20 protein-coding genes are annotated in these 22,025 nt (G+C 55.6%); 12 read left to right on the plus strand and 8 right to left on the minus strand.

Annotated elements, in window-relative coordinates; translation table 11 throughout:
* Window positions 1-73: 73 nt before the first annotated feature.
* The 5 genes from mnmE to rpmH form a co-directional block, all read right to left on the minus strand.
* On the minus strand, window positions 74-1,438 hold the full coding sequence (gene mnmE, locus NR114_RS15050) for a tRNA uridine-5-carboxymethylaminomethyl(34) synthesis GTPase MnmE (RefSeq protein WP_048759337.1): 1,365 nt from the start codon (window positions 1,436-1,438) through the stop codon (window positions 74-76).
* 101 nt (window positions 1,439-1,539) lie between these two features.
* Window positions 1,540-3,177 (minus strand): membrane protein insertase YidC, encoded by a 1,638-nt coding sequence (gene yidC, locus NR114_RS15055; RefSeq protein ID WP_020837770.1) that lies wholly within the window; start codon window positions 3,175-3,177, stop codon window positions 1,540-1,542.
* Between the two features lie 2 nt (window positions 3,178-3,179).
* Window positions 3,180-3,437 carry a membrane protein insertion efficiency factor YidD gene (gene yidD / locus NR114_RS15060; RefSeq protein WP_012004505.1) on the minus strand — a complete coding sequence of 86 codons (258 nt, stop codon included), beginning with the start codon at window positions 3,435-3,437 and terminating at the stop codon, window positions 3,180-3,182.
* The gene (gene rnpA, locus NR114_RS15065; RefSeq protein ID WP_004950547.1) at window positions 3,401-3,760 is read right to left on the minus strand and encodes a ribonuclease P protein component; all 360 of its coding nucleotides are present in this window, start codon (window positions 3,758-3,760) and stop codon (window positions 3,401-3,403) included. The genes yidD and rnpA overlap by 37 nt, the downstream gene beginning before the upstream one ends.
* Before the next feature lie 18 nt (window positions 3,761-3,778).
* Window positions 3,779-3,919, minus strand: a complete 141-nt coding sequence (gene rpmH, locus NR114_RS15070; RefSeq protein ID WP_003849659.1) for a 50S ribosomal protein L34 — start codon at window positions 3,917-3,919, stop codon at window positions 3,779-3,781.
* Between the two features lie 681 nt (window positions 3,920-4,600).
* On the opposite strand from rpmH, the gene dnaA reads away from it, so the two are divergent.
* The 5 genes from dnaA (at window position 4,601) to yidA (ending at window position 11,716) form a co-directional block, all read left to right on the plus strand.
* Window positions 4,601-5,998 carry a chromosomal replication initiator protein DnaA gene (gene dnaA / locus NR114_RS15075; protein WP_234530614.1) on the plus strand — a complete coding sequence of 466 codons (1,398 nt, stop codon included), beginning with the start codon at window positions 4,601-4,603 and terminating at the stop codon, window positions 5,996-5,998.
* Between the two features lie 4 nt (window positions 5,999-6,002).
* Window positions 6,003-7,103 carry a DNA polymerase III subunit beta gene (dnaN, locus tag NR114_RS15080; protein WP_020824632.1) on the plus strand — a complete coding sequence of 367 codons (1,101 nt, stop codon included), beginning with the start codon at window positions 6,003-6,005 and terminating at the stop codon, window positions 7,101-7,103.
* A 155-nt stretch (window positions 7,104-7,258) separates the two neighbouring features.
* Window positions 7,259-8,344: a DNA replication/repair protein RecF gene (gene recF, locus NR114_RS15085; protein ID WP_012004508.1), complete on the plus strand. Its 1,086-nt coding sequence runs from the start codon at window positions 7,259-7,261 to the stop codon at window positions 8,342-8,344.
* An 18-nt stretch (window positions 8,345-8,362) separates the two neighbouring features.
* Window positions 8,363-10,777 carry a DNA topoisomerase (ATP-hydrolyzing) subunit B gene (gene gyrB / locus NR114_RS15090; RefSeq protein WP_020824633.1) on the plus strand — a complete coding sequence of 805 codons (2,415 nt, stop codon included), beginning with the start codon at window positions 8,363-8,365 and terminating at the stop codon, window positions 10,775-10,777.
* 123 nt (window positions 10,778-10,900) lie between these two features.
* On the plus strand, window positions 10,901-11,716 hold the full coding sequence (gene yidA, locus NR114_RS15095) for a sugar-phosphatase (protein ID WP_115057903.1): 816 nt from the start codon (window positions 10,901-10,903) through the stop codon (window positions 11,714-11,716).
* Window positions 11,717-11,759: 43 nt separating this feature from the next.
* Here yidA and NR114_RS15100 read toward each other — a convergent pair whose 3' ends face one another.
* Both NR114_RS15100 and NR114_RS15105 read right to left on the minus strand, forming a co-directional pair.
* A complete protein-coding gene (locus NR114_RS15100; RefSeq protein ID WP_234530659.1) occupies window positions 11,760-12,701 on the minus strand; it encodes an ornithine cyclodeaminase family protein in 942 nt (313 codons plus the stop codon).
* Window positions 12,688-13,656 carry a threonine/serine dehydratase gene (locus tag NR114_RS15105; protein ID WP_234530657.1) on the minus strand — a complete coding sequence of 323 codons (969 nt, stop codon included), beginning with the start codon at window positions 13,654-13,656 and terminating at the stop codon, window positions 12,688-12,690. The genes NR114_RS15100 and NR114_RS15105 overlap by 14 nt, the downstream gene beginning before the upstream one ends.
* A gap of 273 nt (window positions 13,657-13,929) precedes the next feature.
* On the opposite strand from NR114_RS15105, the gene dgoR reads away from it, so the two are divergent.
* The 7 genes from dgoR to NR114_RS15140 all read left to right on the plus strand — a co-directional run bounded on the left by dgoR (window position 13,930) and on the right by NR114_RS15140 (window position 21,392).
* The gene (gene dgoR / locus NR114_RS15110) at window positions 13,930-14,628 is read left to right on the plus strand and encodes a D-galactonate utilization transcriptional regulator DgoR (protein WP_020824637.1); all 699 of its coding nucleotides are present in this window, start codon (window positions 13,930-13,932) and stop codon (window positions 14,626-14,628) included.
* Complete coding sequence (locus NR114_RS15115; RefSeq protein WP_046374830.1) at window positions 14,625-15,518, plus strand: 2-dehydro-3-deoxygalactonokinase; 894 nt, start codon at window positions 14,625-14,627, stop codon at window positions 15,516-15,518. The genes dgoR and NR114_RS15115 overlap by 4 nt, the downstream gene beginning before the upstream one ends.
* Window positions 15,502-16,119 (plus strand): 2-dehydro-3-deoxy-6-phosphogalactonate aldolase, encoded by a 618-nt coding sequence (locus NR114_RS15120; RefSeq protein WP_020824639.1) that lies wholly within the window; start codon window positions 15,502-15,504, stop codon window positions 16,117-16,119. Before NR114_RS15115 ends, NR114_RS15120 begins: the two co-directional genes overlap by 17 nt.
* Entirely contained in the window at window positions 16,116-17,264 is a 1,149-nt protein-coding gene (dgoD, locus tag NR114_RS15125; RefSeq protein ID WP_046374829.1) for a galactonate dehydratase, read from the plus strand. The genes NR114_RS15120 and dgoD overlap by 4 nt, the downstream gene beginning before the upstream one ends.
* Window positions 17,265-17,380: 116 nt before the next feature.
* Window positions 17,381-18,700 (plus strand): MFS transporter, encoded by a 1,320-nt coding sequence (locus tag NR114_RS15130; protein ID WP_234530655.1) that lies wholly within the window; start codon window positions 17,381-17,383, stop codon window positions 18,698-18,700.
* A gap of 72 nt (window positions 18,701-18,772) precedes the next feature.
* The gene (locus NR114_RS15135) at window positions 18,773-20,065 is read left to right on the plus strand and encodes an MFS transporter (RefSeq protein ID WP_041414073.1); all 1,293 of its coding nucleotides are present in this window, start codon (window positions 18,773-18,775) and stop codon (window positions 20,063-20,065) included.
* Between the two features lie 46 nt (window positions 20,066-20,111).
* Window positions 20,112-21,392, plus strand: a complete 1,281-nt coding sequence (locus NR114_RS15140) for a DUF3748 domain-containing protein (RefSeq protein WP_234530901.1) — start codon at window positions 20,112-20,114, stop codon at window positions 21,390-21,392.
* A gap of 36 nt (window positions 21,393-21,428) precedes the next feature.
* On the opposite strand, the gene NR114_RS15145 is transcribed toward NR114_RS15140, so the two are convergent.
* A complete protein-coding gene (locus tag NR114_RS15145) occupies window positions 21,429-21,773 on the minus strand; it encodes a YceK/YidQ family lipoprotein (RefSeq protein WP_041414075.1) in 345 nt (114 codons plus the stop codon).
* Window positions 21,774-22,025: the final 252 nt, after the last annotated feature.

A 22,025-nucleotide genomic window follows, 5' to 3' on the forward strand; every position in this document is an offset into this window, starting at 1 on the left:
CGGGGCAAAGAAAAACGGCCAGAACAAAGGTTTATCCTGGCCGTGAATAGGTCGCTTGTTACGTTACCGCCGCTTATTTACCAATGCAGAAGCTGGAGAAAATGCGTCCCAGCAGGTCATCTGAGGTAAATTCGCCGGTGATTTCACTCAGCGCTTGCTGCGCCAGTCGCAATTCTTCGGCCAGCAGCTCCCCCGCGTAAGCGCTCACTAACTGTTCTTTGCCCTCGACCAGATGCTGGGCTGCTTGCTCAAGCGCCTGCAGGTGGCGGCGACGTGCCAGGAAACCGCCTTCCATATTGCTGGTGAAGCCCATACTCTGCTTCAGGTGGTCCCGCAGCAGGTCGATACCTTCACCGGTGCGCGCCGACAGGCGAATAAGTGAGTGACCATTTACTTCTGTCATGCCCAAGGGTTCACCGGTGATGTCGGCTTTGTTACGTACTACGGTGATCGGCAGACGATGCGGCAGACGTGCCATAAACTCCGGCCAAATCTCTGCCGGTTCGGTTGCCGCGGTGGTGGTGCCATCGACCATAAACAGCACGCGGTCAGCCTGTTCGATCTCGTTCCACGCACGTTCGATACCGATACGCTCCACTTCGTCGCTGGCTTCGCGCAGGCCGGCGGTGTCGATGATGTGTAAAGGCATGCCGTCGATGTGAATATGCTCGCGCAGCACGTCGCGAGTGGTGCCGGCGATATCGGTGACGATAGCCGCTTCGCGACCGGCCAGTTCGTTCAACAGGCTGGATTTACCGGCGTTAGGACGCCCGGCGATCACCACTTTCATCCCTTCGCGCAGCAGGCTGCCCTGACGCGCTTCTGCGCGTACGTTGTCCAGATCGGTCATGACTCCGTTGAGCTGCGCCTCGATTTTACCGTCAGACAGGAAGTCGATTTCCTCATCCGGGAAGTCTATCGCTGCTTCTACATAGATTCGCAGGTGAGTAAGTGCTTCCACAAGCTGGTTGATGCGGGTGGAGAACGCCCCCTGCAGCGAGTTCATGGCAGAACGTGCCGCCTGCTCGGAACTGGCGTCGATCAGGTCGGCAATTGCTTCGGCCTGCGCCAGATCCAGCTTGTCATTAAGGAAGGCACGCTCGGAAAATTCGCCGGGACGGGCGATACGCACGCCGGGCAGCGCCAGTACGCGTTTGAGCAGCAAATCGAGGATAACCGGCCCGCCGTGGCCTTGCAGTTCCAGCACGTCTTCGCCGGTAAACGAGTTCGGGCCAGGAAACCACAGCGCGATGCCCTGGTCCAGAGTGGCGCCTTCGGCATCACGGAACGGCAGGTAATCGGCGTAACGCGGCTTCGGCAGTTTGCCGAGCAGGGCCTGGGCTACGTCTTTGGCGCCACGGCCGGAAATACGCAAAATGCCGACGCCGCCGCGTCCCGGCGGGGTGGCTTGGGCTACGATGGTATCGGTGGTGCTCATAGTGATTCTCTCTGACGATTCAATATGCAAAAAGGCGGTCTTAATGACCGCCTCTTATCTTTTGCTGCAAGGGTTCAGCGCGCCGAACCCCTACAATACGCTTAGGTCTTTTTCTTGTCGCGGCTGTGCAGGCCACGTTTTTCCAGGCCGCGGTAAATCAGCTGCTGCTGGAGGATGGTCACCAGGTTACTGACGATGTAGTACAGCACCAGACCTGACGGGAACCACAGGAAGAACACTGTGAAGATCACCGGCATAAAGGTCATGATTTTCTGCTGCATCGGGTCAGTGACGGTGGTTGGCGACATCTTCTGGATGAAGAACATCGTCACGCCCATCAGGATTGGCAAGATGTAGTACGGGTCTTGCGCCGACAGGTCATGGATCCACAGGGCGAACGGCGCATGGCGCAGCTCAACCGAGCCCATCAACATGTAGTACAGCGCCAGGAAGATTGGCATCTGGATAACCAGCGGCAAACACCCACCCAACGGGTTCACTTTCTCAGACTTGTACAGCGCCATCATTTCCTGGCTCATGCGCTGTTTGTCATCACCGATACGCTCACGCATCGCCTGCAGTTTTGGCTGCAGCATGCGCATTTTGGCCATCGAGGTGTACTGCGCTTTGGTCAGCGGGTACATGATGCCACGCACGATGAAGGTGATGATGATAATTGAGAAGCCCCAGTTACCGATAAAGCCGTGGATAAACTTCAGCAATTTGAACAGCGGCTGAGAGATGAACCACAACCAACCGTAATCCACGGTCAGATCCAGGTGCGGCGCCAGTTGGGCCATCTGGTCTTGCAGTTCCGGCCCCACCCACAGGGTGGCATTCAGCTGCTGCTGCGCACCAGGCTGCACCACTACCGGAGTAGATTTGAAGCCAATGGTGGACAGGTTATCGCCAGGCTTGGCGGTATAGAAGGTGTTGCTGCCTTGAGTTGCCGGCACCCATGCGGTTGCGAAGTACTGTTGCAGCATGGCAACCCAACCGCCCTGCGTGGTGACACTCAGGTTTTCGTCCTTATCGAACGCATACTTCTGATATTTGTCTTCGCTGGAAGAGTACGCCGCGCCACGGAAGGTGTGCAGAGCGAAGTTGTTGCTGCCGGTGTCACGGTGCTTAGGCAGCTCGGTCGTCTGCTTCAGTTGGCCGAACAGGGTCAGTTCCAGCGGGGTGGTGCCTTTGTTGTCGACGTTGTAGTCAACAGCAACCGCGTAATGATTACGCTTGAGCACGAAAGTCTTGGTGTAGATAGCGCCGTCTTTACCGGTAAAGGTCAGCGGAATGCGCAGCTCTTCCTGGCCTTCCGGCAGGGTGTAGCTGTCCTGCGCCGCCTGGAACAGAGGACGTTCGCCGTTTGCCGGGTTATCCGGGCCGTTTCTGCCGGTCAGGCCGCTTTGCGCCTGATAAACAAATGACGGTGTGGTTTCCAGCAGTTGGAATGGCGTCGATGAACCCAGAGTGTCCGGGTAAGCCAACAGTTTAGCCTGCTCGATATCACCACCACGGGTGTTGATGGTCAGCGACAGCACGTCAGTATTAACGGTAATCAGTTTACCCTGACCACTGGCTGGAACTGCTGAGCTTGCGGCATCACCGGTAGCAGTGTTCGAAGTCTGTTGCGTGGTCTGGGCGACTGGTTGCGGAGCATTGTCCGTTTGCCAGGCTTGCCAGATCATGAAAGACACGAACAGCAGAGCGATGAGGAGAAGATTGCGTTGCGAATCCATCGTTAGTGTTCTCTGTTATCGTCGGGTTTCGGCGGCACGGGATCATCGCCACCTGGGTTCAAGGGGTGGCATTTTAATACGCGTTTCAATGCTAACCAACTGCCTTTTATCATGCCAAACCTGCTTAATGCCTCAATTGCGTAATGAGAGCATGTCGGCTGGAAGCGACAACGAGGCCCAAGCAGCGGACTGATGACGAGCTGGTAAGCCCGCACCAGCCCGATCAGGATGCGGGAGCCTGGCGACAGTGGCGACGCCATAATTTTTCCAAAGCTTCCGTCAGCGCGCGGTTATCCAAATCCGCTATCCCTTTTTTGGCCACCACGACAAAATCCATCGCCGGTAACTCGTGCTGACGTAAACGGAAGCTTTCGCGGGTTAGGCGTTTGATCCGATTGCGTTCATGCGCGCGTTTGACGTGTTTTTTGGCGACGGTAAGACCGATGCGGGGATGCCCCAGCTGGTTCAGGCGGCCGAGGATGGTGATTTGCGGCGTGCCAGCCCGTTGTGGCTGCTGGAAGACGAAAGTGAAATGAGTGGGAGTTAACAAACGTAACTCCCTGGGAAAAGCTAGCTTAACCACTCAGCGGGTTAGCTTTTATTACTTAGAAACAGTCAGACGAGAACGGCCTTTCGCACGACGGCGGGCCAGAACTTGACGACCATTTTTGGTGGCCATACGAGCACGGAAGCCGTGGCTACGGTTGCGCTTCAATACGGACGGTTGGAAAGTGCGTTTCATGGCGATTTCTACCTAAACTTAAATAATTACTGATCAGTAAACGCGTTTGGCTATTCGGCGTGAAGACGACCGACGCCTCAATCGCAATATATAAAGAAGCGGGATTGTAATAATTGTACAGTCCTGAGTCAATTCACATCGCGCTAGCCTACCTGGTTGTCTGCCAATACGGAGTAAAATCCGGTCTTGGCCCGTGGTCACCGCAGAATCCTGTCTGGTTAATGACACACCATTAAGGAACCAGGTACACACGTAGGGCGAAGATTATACGGACTCGGGGGTAAATCGCAAGGATCCCGACGCGATCCTTGTGGTTAAAGCCAAGGATCCGACGTGGATAACAGGGTATAACCGGTTGACAATGTAAAAAATACCGTTCCTCAGGCGGTATTTCGCCTGCAATTTGGCGTGGCTGGCGAAAAGATCGCCGCAGGCCGGGGCCTGTGGATAAAATGGATCTAATCTGTGATGAAGGGGAGGATCTCTTGCGCGGATTGCGCTATGATCCGTCATTCCGATCGCGATCTCTCAAGCGGGGATCGTGAGGGACATAAACCGTGAAAGGCGGTTCGCATCCCCCACAGGCAAACAGCCGATGCCGGGTATGTGTCAAAAATCATGAGTTATAAAAAATTAGCCTGATTCTTTTCTTTTATTGATCTTGTTCGAGTGGAGTCCGCCGTGTCACTTTCGCTTTGGCAGCAGTGTCTTGCCCGATTGCAGGATGAGTTACCTGCCACAGAATTTAGTATGTGGATACGCCCATTGCAGGCGGAACTGAGTGACAATACCCTGGCGCTTTATGCGCCCAATCGTTTTGTGCTGGATTGGGTTCGCGATAAGTACTTAAACAATATCAATGGCCTGTTGAATGATTTCTGCGGTACGGATGCCCCCTTGCTGCGTTTTGAAGTGGGCAGCAAACCGATCTCCCAAATCATCAGCCAGACCGTTACCGCCAGCGTGAGTGCAAGCGCACCCAGCTTACCGGTAGCGCGCGCCGTGGCGCCGTCCCGCCCCAGTTGGGACAACGCGGCTCCTCAGCCTGAACTTTCCTACCGCTCCAACGTTAACCCAAAGCATACCTTTGATAACTTTGTTGAGGGTAAATCCAACCAGTTGGCGCGCGCGGCGGCCCGCCAGGTGGCGGATAACCCGGGCGGCGCCTATAACCCGCTGTTCCTGTATGGCGGCACCGGCCTGGGTAAAACTCACCTGTTGCACGCGGTAGGCAACGGCATCATGGCCCGCAAGGCCAACGCCAAAGTGGTCTATATGCACTCTGAACGCTTTGTTCAGGACATGGTCAAAGCCTTGCAGAACAATGCCATTGAAGAATTTAAGCGTTATTACCGCTCGGTCGATGCGCTGCTGATCGATGACATCCAATTTTTTGCCAATAAAGAGCGTTCGCAGGAAGAGTTCTTCCATACCTTTAACGCCCTGTTGGAAGGCAATCAGCAGATTATCCTGACCTCAGACCGCTACCCGAAAGAGATTAACGGCGTGGAAGATCGCCTGAAGTCGCGCTTCGGTTGGGGGCTGACGGTGGCGATCGAGCCGCCTGAGCTGGAAACCCGCGTGGCGATCCTGATGAAAAAGGCCGACGAGAACGATATCCGTCTGCCGGGCGAGGTGGCGTTCTTTATCGCCAAGCGCCTGCGTTCCAACGTGCGTGAGCTCGAAGGGGCGCTGAACCGCGTGATTGCCAACGCAAACTTTACCGGCCGTGCCATTACCATTGATTTCGTGCGTGAAGCGCTGCGCGATCTGCTGGCTCTGCAGGAAAAGCTGGTCACCATCGATAATATTCAAAAGACGGTGGCGGAATACTATAAAATTAAAGTCGCGGATTTGTTGTCCAAGCGGCGTTCGCGTTCCGTTGCCCGCCCGCGCCAAATGGCGATGGCATTGGCAAAAGAACTCACCAACCACAGCCTGCCAGAAATCGGCGATGCGTTTGGTGGCCGCGACCATACCACGGTGTTGCACGCCTGCCGGAAGATTGAGCAGCTGCGTGAGGAAAGTCACGACATCAAAGAAGATTTCTCCAATTTAATCAGAACATTATCTTCCTAGCGCTATGAAATTTATCGTTGAACGTGAGCATCTGCTAAAACCGCTGCAACAGGTGAGCAGCCCGCTGGGCGGCCGCCCAACCTTGCCAATTCTGGGTAACCTGCTGTTGCAGGTGACGGAAGGCTCCCTGCTGCTGACCGGCACCGATCTGGAGATGGAGATGGTGGCGCGCGTTGCCCTGTCCCAGCCCCATGAAGCGGGCGCGACTACCGTCCCCGCGCGTAAATTCTTTGATATCTGCCGTGGTCTGCCTGAAGGGGCCGAGATCACCGTAACGCTTGAAAGCGAGCGCATGCTGGTGCGTTCCGGCCGCAGCCGCTTCTCACTTTCTACGTTGCCGGCGGCGGATTTCCCGAACCTGGACGACTGGCAGAGCGAAGTTGAATTTTCGCTGCCACAGGCAACGCTGAAGCGCCTGATTGAAGCTACGCAGTTCTCGATGGCTCATCAGGACGTGCGTTACTACTTAAACGGCATGCTGTTCGAAACCGAAGGGGAAGAGCTGCGTACCGTGGCGACCGACGGTCACCGCCTGGCGGTGTGTTCGATGCCGATCGGCCAGGAATTGCCGTCGCATTCGGTGATCGTGCCGCGTAAAGGCGTGATGGAGCTGGTGCGTCTGCTGGACGGTGGTGAGACCTTGCTGCAACTGCAGATCGGCAGCAACAACATTCGCGCTCACGTCGGTGACTTTATCTTCACCTCCAAGCTGGTTGACGGCCGTTTCCCTGATTATCGCCGCGTATTGCCGAAGAACCCGGACAAAACGCTGGAAGCCGGCTGCGACTTGCTCAAGCAGGCGTTTGCCCGCGCGGCCATTTTGTCGAACGAAAAGTTCCGCGGCGTGCGCCTGTACGTTAGCCAGAACCAGCTCAAGATCACCGCCAACAACCCGGAACAGGAAGAAGCGGAAGAGATCCTCGATGTCAGCTATGACGGCACCGAGATGGAAATTGGTTTTAACGTCAGTTACGTGCTGGACGTTTTGAACGCGCTCAAGTGTGAAGATGTGCGTCTGCTGCTGACCGACTCGGTTTCCAGCGTGCAGATCGAAGACGGTGCCAGTAAGTCTGCTGCTTACGTCGTCATGCCAATGCGGCTGTAGAATTTATCGGGCTATCTTACTTGCCCCTTTGCGATTGGGCAGTGCTCGCAATCCTCACGTACTCTGTGTACGCTCCGGTTGCTGTGCTCTGGCCGCACGCAAAGGGTCTGCGACAATAACGCCCTGGGCTGTTCGATGATTAAGATAACTGCAGCATGGCATTAACGCGTTTACTGATTAAAGACTTCCGCAATATAGAAGCGGCGGATTTGGCGCTGGCGCCGGGATTCAACTTCCTGGTTGGTGCCAACGGCAGCGGAAAAACCAGCGTGCTCGAGGCTGTATATACCCTTGGGCACGGGCGTGCGTTTCGCAGCCTGCAGGCCGGTCGGGTGATCCGCCACGACCAGCCGGAGTTCATTTTGCACGGCCGTATTGACGGTGCAGAGCGTGAAATATCCGTAGGATTAAGCAAGAGCCGTCAGGGTGACAGCAAGGTACGCATCGATGGCAGCGACGGCCACAAAGTGGCTGAACTGGCGCAGTTATTGCCGATGCAACTGATCACCCCCGAAGGTTTTACCCTGCTAAACGGCGGGCCGAAATTCCGGCGCGCCTTCCTGGACTGGGGCTGTTTTCATAACGAACCCGGTTTTTTCACCGCCTGGAGCAACCTGAAACGGTTACTGAAGCAGCGCAATGCCGCGCTGCGCCAGGTCAGTCGCTATGCGCAAATCCGCGCCTGGGATCAGGAACTGATCCCGTTGGCAGAGCGCATCAGCGAGTGGCGGGCAGCTTATAGCGACGCGATTGCCGCGGATATTACCGCGACGTGCGCGCAGTTTTTGCCCGAATTTGCCCTGAGTTTCTCTTTCCAGCGCGGCTGGGACAAAGAGAGCGACTACGGAGAGCTGCTGGAGCGCCAGTTTGAGCGCGACAGGGCGTTAACCTATACCGCGGTGGGGCCGCATAAGGCGGACTTCCGCATTCGTGCCGACGGCACGCCGGTAGAGGATTTGTTATCGCGCGGTCAGCTTAAATTGCTGATGTGCGCATTGCGCTTAGCGCAGGGTGAGTTTCTCACCCGGCAGAGCGGGCGGCGTTGCCTGTATCTGATTGATGATTTTGCCTCCGAGCTGGACACCGGCCGTCGCCGGTTGCTGGCCGATCGCCTGAAAGCCACCCAGGCCCAGGTCTTTGTCAGTGCCGTGAGCGCTGAACAAGTGACCGATATGGCCGGTGAAAAGGGCAAGATGTTCCGCGTGGAACAAGGTAAAATAGAGGTTCAACCACAGGACTAAAATGAGCGAGAAACGTTGATGTCGAATTCTTATGACTCCTCAAGTATCAAGGTATTAAAAGGGCTGGACGCGGTGCGTAAGCGCCCGGGCATGTATATCGGCGACACCGATGATGGCACCGGTCTGCACCACATGGTATTCGAGGTTGTGGACAACGCTATCGACGAAGCACTCGCTGGCCACTGTAGTGACATTCAGGTGACCATCCATGCCGACAATTCCGTTTCGGTACAGGATGATGGCCGCGGTATCCCGACCGGTATTCACGAAGAGGAAGGGGTTTCCGCAGCACAGGTGATCATGACCGTGCTGCATGCTGGCGGCAAATTTGATGACAACTCCTACAAGGTCTCCGGCGGTCTGCACGGCGTGGGCGTCTCCGTTGTTAACGCCCTGTCTGAGAAGCTGGAACTGGTGATCCGTCGTGAAGGCAAGGTGCATGAGCAAACCTATGCCATGGGCGAGCCATTGTCGCCGCTGAAAGTGGTCGGTGAAACCGATCAGACCGGCACCACGGTCCGTTTCTGGCCGAGCTATGAAACCTTCACCAACAATACCGAATTTGAGTACGACATTCTGGCCAAGCGCCTGCGCGAACTCTCTTTCCTGAACTCCGGCGTGTCTATCCGCCTGAAAGACAAACGTACCGACAAAGAAGACCACTTCCACTACGAAGGCGGTATCAAGGCGTTTGTTGAATACCTGAACAAGAACAAAACCCCGATCCACCCGAACGTGTTCTACTTCTCGACCGTCAAAGACGACATCGGTGTGGAAGTGGCGCTGCAGTGGAACGACGGTTTCCAGGAAAACATCTACTGCTTCACCAACAACATCCCGCAGCGTGACGGCGGTACCCATCTGGTCGGTTTCCGTACCGCGATGACCCGTACCCTGAACAGCTACATGGATAAAGAAGGCTACAGCAAAAAGGCTAAAATCAGCGCCACCGGCGACGATGCGCGTGAAGGTCTGATTGCCGTGGTTTCGGTGAAGGTGCCTGATCCGAAGTTCTCTTCTCAGACCAAAGACAAGCTGGTGTCTTCCGAGGTGAAAACCGCGGTTGAAACGCTGATGAACGAGAAGCTGGTCGATTATCTGATGGAAAATCCGGGCGATGCGAAAATCGTCGTCGGTAAAATCATCGACGCGGCGCGTGCTCGTGAAGCGGCGCGTAAAGCGCGTGAAATGACCCGCCGTAAGGGCGCGCTGGATCTGGCCGGCCTGCCGGGCAAACTGGCGGACTGCCAGGAACGTGATCCTGCGCTGTCTGAACTGTACCTGGTGGAAGGGGACTCAGCGGGCGGCTCTGCCAAGCAGGGACGTAACCGTAAGAACCAGGCAATCCTGCCGTTGAAGGGTAAAATCCTCAACGTAGAGAAGGCGCGCTTCGACAAGATGCTGTCTTCGCAGGAAGTGGCGACGTTGATCACCGCGCTGGGCTGCGGCATTGGCCGTGACGAGTACAACCCGGACAAACTGCGCTATCACAGCATCATCATCATGACCGATGCCGACGTCGATGGCTCGCACATCCGTACGCTGCTGTTGACCTTCTTCTACCGTCAGATGCCGGAAATCATCGAGCGTGGCCACGTGTTCATTGCTCAGCCGCCTTTGTACAAGGTGAAAAAAGGCAAGCAGGAACAGTACATCAAAGATGACGAGGCGATGGATCAATACCAAATCGCCATCGCGATGGACGGCGCAACCCTGCACACCAACGCCAGCGCCCCGGCACTGGGCGGTGAGCAACTGGAAAAACTGGTTGCCGAACACTACAGCGTGCAGAAGCTGATCGGTCGTATGGAGCGTCGCTACCCGCGCGCGCTGCTGAACAACCTGATCTACCAGCCGACTCTGCAGGAAGAAGATCTGAGCGATCAGTCCAAGGTTAAGACCTGGATTGATTCTCTGGTGAAACTGCTGAACGACAAAGAGCAGCACGGCAGCAGCTATGACTCGGTGATCTTCGAGAACCGCGAGCGCCAGATGTTTGAGCCGGTGCTGCGCATTCGTACCCACGGTGTGGATACCGACTACGCGCTGGACTTCGACTTCATCCACGGTGGTGAGTACCGCAAAATCTGCGTGCTGGGCGAGAAACTGCGCGGCCTGATCGAAGAGGGTGCCTTCATCGAACGTGGTGAGCGCCGTCAGCCGATTGAAAGTTTCGAGCAGGCATTGGAGTGGTTGGTGAAAGAGTCACGTCGCGGCCTGGCGGTACAACGTTATAAAGGTCTGGGCGAGATGAACCCAGAGCAGCTGTGGGAAACCACCATGGATCCGGAAAGCCGCCGTATGCTGCGCGTGACCGTGAAGGACGCCATTGCTGCAGACCAATTGTTCACCACCCTGATGGGTGATGCGGTTGAACCTCGTCGTGCCTTTATCGAAGAGAATGCCCTGAAAGCGGCAAATATCGATATCTAACGTATTGATGACTGTGAAAATCCGCGCCGGGCAACCCGCGCGGATTTTTTTACGCCGTTTTTGACGCTGACACGGCGGGCTGAAACGCGTTAGCATGGGAAAAAACCACTGGGAGAGGATCGAATGGCTATTGAACTGATTGCGATTGATATGGACGGCACGCTGCTCAACCCGCAGCACCAAATTACGCCGGCGGTAAAGCAGGCAATCACCGAGGCGCGCCGCAAAGGGGTGCATGTGGTGCTGGCCACCGGGCGGCCTTACGTCGGCGTGCAAGACTATCTGCGTCAGTTGGACATTCAGGGACCTGGTGATTTTTGTATTACCTATAACGGTGCGCTGGTTTTGAAGGCGGTAGATGGTGCCTGCATTCTGCAGGAAACGCTGGGCTTTGAGGATTATCTCTACTTCGAGCAGATGGCGCGCGAACTCGGCGTTCACTATCAGGCATTTGATTTCGATACGTTGTATACACCGAACAAAGATATCGGCAAATACACCGTGCACGAATCGGAGATGACCGGCATTCCGCTCAAGTACCGCAGTGTGGAAGAGATGGATCCGGCGATCCGTTTCCCTAAGTTGATGATGGTCGACGAGCCTGAGCTGTTGGATCGTGCCATCGCCCGCATCCCGGCTGAAACGCGGGAGCGTTATACCATCCTGAAAAGCGCGCCGTATTTCCTGGAGATCCTGCATAAGAACGTGGATAAAGGGACCGGCGTGAAAATGCTGGCCGATCATCTCGGTATTGCACAGCAAAACGTGATGACGTTGGGCGATCAAGCCAACGACACCGCAATGATCGAGTATGCCGGCGTTGGCGTGGCCATGGGCAATGCCATTGAGGAACTGAAGGCGGTGGCGCAGTTTGTGACCACCACCAATACCGAAGACGGCGTGGCACGCGCCATCGAGAAATTTGTACTGAATGCCTAACGTTGTTTTGCATCAGGGGGCGCAGTTGCGCCCCTTAATTTCGTTATAACCGCGCTAAAATTCCCTTCACAATCTGCACATCCTGAATCGCCAACCCGGTCAGATCGGCCAGGGTGATTTGCTCCGGGTCGCTGCGCACCTTCTTTCCTTGCGCCAGAACGGTACCTAATTCGACGATGGGTATCGAAGCCAACAGTCCTTGCCGATAAGCCGTGGCGATTTCGCCGTATTCTGTACATTGAGACACAGAGTCTGCCAGCAACACATCCGCCCTGGCCACCAGACCGCTCTCCAGTTCCTGCTTGCCATGGGAATCGGCGCCTACCGCAGTGATGTGGGTACCGGGCCGAATATCCGTCGCCCGCAGAATCGGCTCTCGGCTGGGCGTGGTGGTGATAATCAACCGGCAGTGTGTCGCCAGTTCTGCCGCATCCTGGGTTGTATGCACCCGAAATCCTTCGGCCTCGGCACTGTGGCGGTAGGCTTGCAGCGCCGACTCGTTGCGGCCCCATACCCAGACTTCACGGCAGGCGGTCAGAGGTTTTAGCTGTTGCAACTGCAGCAGGGCCTGCATGCCGCAGCCGACGATACCTATGGCCGGGATCTCCGTCGGTGCGCACAGTTCGGCGACGATGCGCCCGGCCAGAGCGGTGCGTAATGCGGTTAACCAGCCTTCGTCCAGCAACAACGCCTGCGGTTCACCGGTTTGTGCTGAGAAAGCCATCATCAGCCCTTGATTGCTGGCCAACCCCTGCGCTGGATTACGGTAAAAACCGGAGGAAACCTTGAGGACAAATTGCTCGTCTCCTTCCAGCCATGCCGATTTAATACAGCAGTCGCCGGCTGCCTGCTCAAACAGAAAATGTTGTACCGGCGGTTGCTGTACCTGCCGTTTTGAATAGGCAATAAACCCTTCTTTTAGCAGTAACGTGGTGGCATCTGCGTCGAAAGATTCAAGTATCTGCCTTTTGTTAAGGATTTTCATCGGCGATCGCCTTGAGGTATTTCTCCAGCACGATGTTTTTTCCGCACAGGACGACGGCCACTTTTTTCCCCTGAAATTCCGGTGCCAGTTTGATGGCGGCGGCTAAGGCTACCCCGGCCGCCCCTTCGATAATCCAGCGATCGCTGACGGCAATTTGGCGCATAGCCTGCTTGATTTCAGTTTCACTGACCAAGACTTTTCGGTCGATCAGCTGCTGACACAGAGGGAAGGTAACAGCACCGGGCTCCACGCCCCCGGCAGTGCCGTCGGACAGGGTATCTTGCTCTTCCACCGGGAAAATGTGGCCAGCTTCCAATGCGCTGTACATGCTGGTGGCGTTTTCCGGCCAACAGGCAATTAGCTGCGTTTTCGGCGATAGTTGCTGCAAAACGCTGCCAATGCCCGAAATATAGCCGCCACCCCCCACCGAGACAAACACCGCATCCAAATCCGGCTGTTGTTCGACCAGCTCCATGCCGCAGGTCCCCTGACCGGCGATAACCTGCTCGTCATTATAGGGAGAGACGTAAACCTTCCCTTGTTCCTGCGCCGCCTTTTCCCCCGCCTGCTCGGCATTTAGCGCATCGCCCGCCACCAGCTCTACCTGGGCGCCCAGAGCGCGAATGGTGTCGAGTTTTATCGCCGCTGCCGTTTCCGGCGCATAAACCTTGACCTCAACGCCCATCAACTTTCCCGCCAGCGCCATCGCCTGGCCATGATTGCCGCTGGAGGCGGCGATCACTCCGCGTTGGCGTTGCTCTTCACTCAGTAGCCGCAGTTTATTACTGGCGCCGCGAAACTTAAAAGAGCCGGTAGGCTGCAGGTGGTCGCATTTCAGGAACAGTTCGCAACCCAAGCGTTGCGACAACAGTACGCTGCGTTCCAGTGGGGTGACGCGAACCTGTGGGCGCAATTGTTGGTGGGCGGAAACAATTGCATCGAATAAGTGGCTCATGACGGCTCCAGTAAAGAAGGTGATGTAGACTTTAGAATCCAGTTTGTACTTTTTAGTCTTTTATGTAAACCCCGAAGTTACACAACCAGAAGGCGTTTATCTTGTTGTCTGTTTTGTGATCTTGATTGTAGTACGATATTAATAATTAGTACTACAATCAGGCGTCGGTAGGTGAGTGAGTTATGAAGATTGTGCTGCAACCGCAGGACGCCAGCAGGCGCTACGGGTAAAGTGAATCCGTCACCACAGCATGGCGAACGCCACGGAGTCATTATGAATAAGCAGCAGATCGGGAAAACAGACCGAATCATTATTGAGATTGGCCGGCAGATCGTCGGCGGAAAGTATATGCCGGGTTCACCACTGCCGGCCGAGGCCGAGTTGTGCGAAGAGTTTCAGACCTCGCGCAACATTATCCGCGAAGTGCTCCGCGCGTTGATGGCAAAGCGTTTGGTCGAGGTTAAACGCTATCGCGGCGCCTTTGTCACCCTGCGCAATCAGTGGAATTACCTGGATACCGACGTACTGAACTGGGTGTTGGCCCAGGATTACGACCCACGGCTGATTGCTGCGATGAGCGAGGTTCGTAACCTGGTGGAGCCTTCTATAGCCCGCTGGGCAGCGGAACGGGCGACGTCCAGCGAACTGGCGGTGATTGAGTCGGCGCTGAACGACATGATGACCCATCACCAGGATCGTGAACGCTTCAATGAAGCTGATATCCGCTACCACGAAGCGGTGCTGGCGGCGGTGCATAACCCGGTATTGCAACAACTTAGCGTAGCGATTAGTTCGCTCCAGCGCGCGGTGTTTGAGCGTACCTATATGCCGGATGAGGGCAATATGCCGCGTACCCTGCGTGAGCATCGGGAATTGTATGACGCTATCCGTCATCAGGATCCAGATGCTGCCGAACAGGCGGCACTGGCAATGATTGCCAGCTCTACCAAAAGGTTAAAGGACATTACATGAGTGACAGCTTTATCGCGATTGACTGGGGTTCCACTAACTTGCGTGTCTGGCGCTACGAACAGGGTGTCTGTGTCGACAGCCTGCAGTCGGAGGCCGGTGTTACCCGCCTTGGCGACCGTTCGCCGCAGCAGGTTTTCAGTGAGCTGATGGCTCGCTGGGCGGAACCGCTGCCGGTGGTGATGGCGGGGATGATCGGCAGCAATGCCGGTTGGTTGCAGGCACCTTATCTGCAATGTCCAACCCGTCTGAACGATGTGGCGCAGCAGTTAACCGTGGTAGAGCAGGCTTTACCTTATTCCGCATGGATCATCCCGGGAATATGCGTCGAACGTGCAGATAATTGCAATGTCATGCGCGGTGAAGAAACCCAACTGATTGGCGCTTATGCGGAACGGCCCTCGGCGGTGTATGTGATGCCCGGCACCCACAGCAAATGGGTGCGGATGGAGGGGGATACTTTGGCCGATTTCCGCACGGTCATGACCGGTGAGTTGCATCATCTGCTGCTCCAGCATTCGCTGATTGGTGCAGGGCTGGGCAGGCAGCATCCTGATCCGCAGGCATTTGTGCGTGGGTTGGAGACCGGCATGCATGAAACTCATATTGTGCGCAGCCTGTTTGAAACCCGTGCCGCTCATGTGCTTGGAAAACTGGAAAAAAGCGCGGTCAGCGACTGGCTTTCGGGGTTGCTGATTGGCAACGAGGTCGCGCAGATGCAGCGTGAGTATCCGCTGCCGCCGGGAGCGGAGCTCACGGTAATCGGTAATCCGCAACTGGGTGAACGTTACGCTCAGGCGCTGAATATGGCCGGGATATGCCACCAGATACTGGACGGCGATCGGGCTTTTCAATCGGGGATAAGGAGCATTGTGCATGAGCTGGAATACTGAGTTGCCGTTGATCGCCATCTTGCGCGGTATTACGCCGCAGGATGTAGGCGAACACGTCCAGGCACTATTACGTGAAGGGTTCGACGCGATCGAAATACCGATGAACTCGCCGGACTGGCAGCAAAGCATTGGCGATATGGTAAAAAAATACGGCGATCGTGCGTTGATTGGCGCCGGCACCGTGCTGCAATCGACACAGGTCGATGAGTTGGCCAGGTTGGGGGGCAAACTGGTAGTGACGCCCAACACCCAGCCGACGGTGATCCGCCGGGCGGTTGAGCTCGGCATGACGGTCTGTGCCGGTTGCGCCACCGCCTCGGAAGCGTTCAACGCGCTGGAAGCCGGCGCCCAGGCGCTGAAGATTTTTCCGTCGGTGTCCTTTGGCCCAGATTACATAAAGGCATTGAAGGCAGTATTGCCACCGCAGGTGCCGGTGTTTGCCGTCGGCGGTATTACGCCGGAAAACCTGCATCAATATCTGGCCGCAGGCTGTGCGGGTGCCGGGTTGGGGGGCGATCTCTATCGCGCCGGTCAATCGGTTGAGCGCACGGCACAGCAGGCTGCTGCATTTGTTCGGGCCTATAAGGAAGCGACTCAATGAAAATAACCAAACTGACCACCTATCGGCTGCCGCCGCGCTGGATGTTCCTGAAAATTGAAACCGACGAGGGCATTGTCGGCTGGGGCGAGCCGGTTATTGAAGGGCGCGCGCGTAGTGTAGAAGCGGCGGTACATGAGCTGTCGGAATATGTGGTCGGCCAGGATCCGGCGCGGATAAACGATATCTGGCAAACGCTGTATCGCGGCGGTTTCTATCGTGGCGGGCCGATACTGATGAGCGCGATAGCCGGTATCGACCAGGCGTTGTGGGATATCAAGGGTAAGACGTTGGGTGTGCCGGTCTATCAGCTGCTGGGTGGTCTGGTGCGTGACAAAATCAAGGCCTATAGCTGGGTAGGTGGCGACCGTCCCTCCGATGTGATAGCGGGAATCAACAAGCTGACGGAAATCGGCTTCGATACCTTTAAGCTGAACGGCTGTGAAGAAATGGGCATTATCGACAGCGCGCGCAAGGTGGATGCTGCGGTGGCGGTGGTTGCGCAGATCCGCGAAGCTTTTGGCAACAGGATCGAGTTTGGCTTGGACTTCCATGGGCGTGTTGATGCACCGATGGCGAAAATCCTGATCAAAGAGCTGGAGCCTTATCGCCCGCTGTTTATAGAAGAGCCGGTGTTGGCGGAGCAGGCGGAATACTATCCACGACTGGCTGCGCAGACCCATATCCCGATTGCCGCCGGTGAACGTATGTACTCGCGTTTTGATTTTAAAAGGGTGTTGGCGGACGGTGGCCTGGCAATTATTCAGCCTGACCTGTCCCACGCCGGCGGCATTACCGAATGCTTTAAGATTGCTGCCATGGCGGAATCTTATGACGTCGCGTTGGCACCGCATTGCCCACTGGGGCCGATCGCGCTGGCCTCTTGTCTGCATGTGGATTTTGTAGCGCGCAACGCGGTGTTCCAGGAACAAAGCATGGGCATTCACTATAACCAGGGTGCCGAGTTGCTGGATTATGTTGTGAATAAAGAGGATTTCAAAATGACCGATGGTCATTTTTATCCACTGACCAAGCCGGGTCTTGGCGTAGAGATCAACGAAGAACTGGTGATCGAACGCAGTAAACAGGCGCCTGACTGGCGTAATCCGGTATGGCGTCACCCGGACGGTGCCATTGCCGAGTGGTAATTCTTTATTAAATAACACATTGTAAATTAACGCTGAAAAGATACCTCGATCAGGTCTCGCCTGTCATTGCTGTCAGGCGAGATGCACACCTGCAAAATAGAATGTGAGGGTAGGCGATGAATAACGATCTGTACTCCTCAATAATTAAAAAAATGAATATAAGAATCATACCTTTCATTATGATTCTTTACCTGGTTGCTTATATAGATCGCTCAAATATTTCCGTGGCTGCATTGCAGATGAATGCCGATTTGGCCATGACGGCGGAAATGTACGGCATTGCGGCCGGTATATTTTATATTTCTTATATTATTTTCGAGTTGCCGAGCAACGTCATATTAACCCGCGTGGGCGCCAAACTGTGGATCGCGCGCATTATGATCACCTGGGGGGTTGTCGCCGCCGGCATGAGCCTGGTGCAAACCGCGAATCAGCTGTATGCGATGCGTTTCTTGCTGGGTATTGCGGAGGCCGGGTTTACCCCTGGGATTATCTATTATCTCTCCTGCTGGTATCCCCGCAGCGATCGTGCACGTGCGATGTCATTGTTTTATATAGGTGCTGCATTGGCTTCGGTGATTGGGTTGCCGATATCCGGATCCATCCTCGGCATGCATGGTTTTTTCGGAATTGAAGGCTGGCGCTGGTTATTCCTGCTGGAAGGCATTCCGGCGATGGCACTGGGTATCATGGTGTATTTCTACCTTGACGATGCGCCGGAGAAAGCGCGCTGGCTGACGCCACAACAGCGTGCATGGTTAGCCGAAACCCTGACGAATGAATCTGGGCAGGCGACTCTGGGCCACCACCATGGCTGGAAGGCGGCGCTGAAAAGCCAACGCGTGTGGGCGTTGAGTTTACTGTGGTTGTTGCAGGCATTCGGCACCATAGGCATCACGCTGTTTTTACCTCTGATAGTTAAGGGCGTGGTGGCCGAGCAGAGCAATTTTATTGTTAGTCTGCTTTCCGCGGTCCCCTTCCTTTTCGCCTGTCTCTTTATGTATTTGAACGGAAGGCATTCCGATCTTACCAAGGAGCGCTCTTGGCACCTTGGGCTTCCACTGATGGTCGCCGGGGGATTGCTGCTATTGGCGATTTACAGCCATAACCTGATCCTGGCCTACGGTCTGCTGGTGCTGACCGTGGGTCTGAATTGGGCGATCACTCCCATATTCTGGGCCGTGACGACAGAAACGGTGGCGGGGGTTGCCGGTGCGGCATCGATCGCCTTGATTAATGCGGTGGCCAATATTGCCGGACTTATTTTTCCACCGGTGATGGGGCGAATTAAGGACGTAACCGACAGTTATACGGCAGCGCTGATTATTGTCGCTATAGCATTAATTATCGGCGGCGTGATGGGCATAAAACTGGGTAGGCAAAGAAAAAGTACAGTCTCGCCTGAGAATATAAAAACCATTAATCATCATTTGTAATTTCAGCTGGTGAGTTGCCCTACAGTTTCTTCTCACCATTATTAAAATCCGAAAAATAACGGAATAACAAGAATGGACACAACCTTGACCTCAACACCACGAAGTAAACGCCGCTACCTGACGCTATTAATGATATTTGTCACCGTAGTCATTTGTTATGTCGACCGCGCCAACCTGGCGGTAGCTTCGGCGCATATTCAACAGGAATTTGGCATCAGCAAGGCGCAGATGGGCTATATTTTCTCGGCTTTTGCCTGGACCTATACTCTGTGTCAGATCCCCGGCGGTTGGTTTCTGGATCGCGTCGGGTCAAAACTAACCTATTTTATTGCCATCATGGGTTGGTCGATTGCCACGCTGCTGCAGGGATTTGCTGGCGGTCTGGCATCCCTGATCGGTCTGCGCGCAGTGACCGGCTTATTTGAAGCGCCCGCGTTTCCCACCAATAACCGGATAGTCACCAGTTGGTTCCCCGAGCAGGAGCGTGCATCGGCGGTTGGGTTTTATACATCCGGTCAGTTTGTCGGGCTGGCGTTTCTGACGCCGCTGCTGATATGGGTGCAGGAAATTTTGAGCTGGCACTGGGTATTTATTATCACTGGCGGTATCGGCATCGTTTGGGCGCTGATATGGCAGCGGGTGTACCAATCACCGCGCAACAGCAAAGGGGTGAACGCTGCCGAACTGGCATATATTCAAGCCGGTGGCGGCATGGTCGACGGCGACGTTGCATCGGAAAAGAAAAGCCGCGTGGCGCTCACCGCCGCCGATTGGAAACTGGTGTTCCACCGCAAGTTGGTGGGGGTTTATATCGGCCAGTTTGCCATTACCTCTACGCTGTGGTTTTTCCTCACCTGGTTCCCTAACTACCTGACCCAGGAAAAGCATATCGCCGCACTGACCGCAGGCTTTATGACTACGGTGCCATTTCTGGCCGCATTTTGTGGCGTCTTGCTATCCGGCTTCGTGGCCGATCGTTTGCTACGCAGCGGCCGCTCTATCGGTTTTGCGCGGAAAACGCCGATTATCTGCGGATTGCTGCTTTCCACCTGCATCATGGGGGCAAATTACACCAATGATCCGCTGTGGATTATGGTGCTGATGGCACTGGCGTTCTTTGGCAACGGTTTCGCTTCCATCACCTGGTCGCTGGTGTCATCGCTGGCGCCTACCCGCTTGATTGGCCTGACCGGCGGGGTTTTCAACTTTGTCGGCGGGCTGGGTGGCATCACCGTACCACTGGTGGTGGGATATTTGGCGCAGGATTATGGTTTTGCTCCTTCGCTGATTTATATCTCCGTCGTGGCATTGATTGGTGCGCTGTCGTACCTGCTGTTGGTGGGTGATGTGAAACGCGTCGGGTGATCCGGTAAGATGGCGGCTCAGTGCCAGCATGCGCAGGGGAGCCGCCATGAGCCATCGGGAAAAACAGCTGACTTTTGACCCACGTGGGCATCAGTTAACCAATATTAATGTCTGGACGCCGGACAGCCAGTGGCTGGCTTACGACGTACGCCCGAACGGTGCCTTCTTCACCGGTCTGAGCATCGAGCGGGTGAATGTCGATACCGGCGTAGTCGAAGTCGTGTATCGCGCGCAACAGGGCGCCCACGTTGGGGTAGTGACCGTCAGCCCGGATGAACCCGCCCGCTATGCTTTCATTCATGGGCCTGAACACCCAGACAGCGTCTGGCATTACGATTTTCACCATCGCCGCGGGGTGATCGTCAGCGAACCCGACCGCGAACTGGCCATTACCCTTGATGCGATGGATATCACTCCCCCTTATACGCCGGGTGCACTGCGTGGCGGCACTCACGTACACGTGTTCAGCCCGGACGGCAGTCGCCTGAGCTTTACCTATAACGACCACGTCATGCACGAACTGGATCGGGCGCAGGACCTGCGTAACGTTGGCGTGGCCGTACCGTTACAGGGAGTGAACCCGCCGAAGCAGCATCCTCGTGAATATGACGGCAGCCATTACTGCGTGCTGGTGAGCGAGACTACTCCACAACCCCAACCCGGCAGCGATCAGATTAACCGCGCCTATGAAGAGGGCTGGGTCGGGCAAAGGGGCTATGTACGGCCCGATGGGCGTCAGCAGCGCTGGGCGTTGGCATTTATCGGCGACACTCTTTCTCATCACGGTGAAAAGTTGCCGGAAGTATTCATTGTGGATTTGCCGCAGGATGACGCTGATTACGCCAAGGCAGGTTCCCGGCCGCTGCAGGGGACCGCAAACAGCTTGCCTGCGCCACCGCGGGGCGTGCAACAACGGCGGTTGACCTTTACCGGCGAGCGTCGTTATCCAGGTGTGGTAACCGCCCCACGTCACTGGCTGCGCAGCTCGCCCGATGGCAGCATGATTGCCTGTTTAATGAAGGATGATGCGGGTGTGGTACAGCTGTGGACGGTTTCGCCAAACGGCGGTGAACCGCGGCAGGTCACTCGTGGTGAACAGGGGATCCAATCGGCGTTCAGTTGGCACCCACAGGGGGGGCGGATTGCGCTGGTGTGTGACAACAGCCTGATGCTGTGCGAGGTGGCCAGCGGCCGCATGCAGCGCCTGACTCAGCGGACGGCGCTACCCCCATCGGGCGATGCTATCGTATTTTCACCGGATGGAAACAAAGTGGCCTTTATGCGTGAGGTCGACGGATTCAGCCAGATTTTTGTGGTTGAAGCCTGATCGAGGGTGCGGGCGAGAAGCCCGCATCAGAATATTTTACTGGGGTGTGGTCGTAGCGGCATGGGCCGGATCGCCGCTGGCGGCCAGGTTCTGCTCTTCGCCGCGCAAAATACGCGCTTTAGGTGAGTCTGCGGTGCTGTCGCTGCCGGAGCGCATGTAGTCGTAAGGCAGTAATACGGTATCCATCACCGCCGAGAATGGCAGGTCCAACGCCACCAGCGGCATCATTGCCCAGCTGGTATTGTCGTCCTTCAGCATATCCACGCTGGCACGGGTGCCAGGATAGTAACCCTGATTAGGGCCGGTATGACTCATTACGCTGGAGCAGCCGTTGGTCGCTAACAGCATGCAACTGGTTGCTATGACTCTTATCGTTTTCATTTTCCATCCTGCAGGGTGCTGTTCCCCAAAATCTGCTGATCTATAACATCCTCTGGATGTTTTAAAAGGAGCAAGGACCCGCTCTGTGGCGGTTGTCTCACTTTATTGTAAGGGATAAAAAAACTTTCGCCGAACTGATTGTCATTTTTTTGATCGTGGGCGGTTGAAATGGTGAAAGCGACCCCCATTTTCTTATCAAGGCCAAATTAAGAATTTGCCGTAAGGGAATTCTGGCTATTTAGTCTGTCCATG

This window comes from Serratia sp. Ser99, from assembly GCF_024519545.1.
GTDB lineage: Bacteria > Pseudomonadota > Gammaproteobacteria > Enterobacterales > Enterobacteriaceae > Serratia > Serratia liquefaciens.

Bases quoted from the DNA above. Each gene is read 5' to 3' on its own strand.
- mnmE (WP_048759337.1), bottom strand. From the start codon at position 1,438: ATGAGCACCACCGATACCATCGTAGCCCAAGCCACCCCGCCGGGACGC.
- yidC (WP_020837770.1), bottom strand. From the start codon at position 3,177: ATGGATTCGCAACGCAATCTTCTCCTCATCGCTCTGCTGTTCGTGTCT.
- yidD (WP_012004505.1), bottom strand. From the start codon at position 3,437: ATGGCGTCGCCACTGTCGCCAGGCTCCCGCATCCTGATCGGGCTGGTG.
- rpmH (WP_003849659.1), bottom strand. From the start codon at position 3,919: ATGAAACGCACTTTCCAACCGTCCGTATTGAAGCGCAACCGTAGCCAC.
- dnaN (WP_020824632.1), top strand. From the start codon at position 6,003: ATGAAATTTATCGTTGAACGTGAGCATCTGCTAAAACCGCTGCAACAG.
- recF (WP_012004508.1), top strand. From the start codon at position 7,259: ATGGCATTAACGCGTTTACTGATTAAAGACTTCCGCAATATAGAAGCG.
- gyrB (WP_020824633.1), top strand. From the start codon at position 8,363: ATGTCGAATTCTTATGACTCCTCAAGTATCAAGGTATTAAAAGGGCTG.
- yidA (WP_115057903.1), top strand. From the start codon at position 10,901: ATGGCTATTGAACTGATTGCGATTGATATGGACGGCACGCTGCTCAAC.
- NR114_RS15100 (WP_234530659.1), bottom strand. From the start codon at position 12,701: ATGAAAATCCTTAACAAAAGGCAGATACTTGAATCTTTCGACGCAGAT.
- NR114_RS15105 (WP_234530657.1), bottom strand. From the start codon at position 13,656: ATGAGCCACTTATTCGATGCAATTGTTTCCGCCCACCAACAATTGCGC.
- dgoR (WP_020824637.1), top strand. From the start codon at position 13,930: ATGAATAAGCAGCAGATCGGGAAAACAGACCGAATCATTATTGAGATT.
- NR114_RS15115 (WP_046374830.1), top strand. From the start codon at position 14,625: ATGAGTGACAGCTTTATCGCGATTGACTGGGGTTCCACTAACTTGCGT.
- NR114_RS15120 (WP_020824639.1), top strand. From the start codon at position 15,502: ATGAGCTGGAATACTGAGTTGCCGTTGATCGCCATCTTGCGCGGTATT.
- dgoD (WP_046374829.1), top strand. From the start codon at position 16,116: ATGAAAATAACCAAACTGACCACCTATCGGCTGCCGCCGCGCTGGATG.
- NR114_RS15130 (WP_234530655.1), top strand. From the start codon at position 17,381: ATGAATAACGATCTGTACTCCTCAATAATTAAAAAAATGAATATAAGA.
- NR114_RS15135 (WP_041414073.1), top strand. From the start codon at position 18,773: ATGGACACAACCTTGACCTCAACACCACGAAGTAAACGCCGCTACCTG.
- NR114_RS15140 (WP_234530901.1), top strand. From the start codon at position 20,112: ATGAGCCATCGGGAAAAACAGCTGACTTTTGACCCACGTGGGCATCAG.
- NR114_RS15145 (WP_041414075.1), bottom strand. From the start codon at position 21,773: ATGAAAACGATAAGAGTCATAGCAACCAGTTGCATGCTGTTAGCGACC.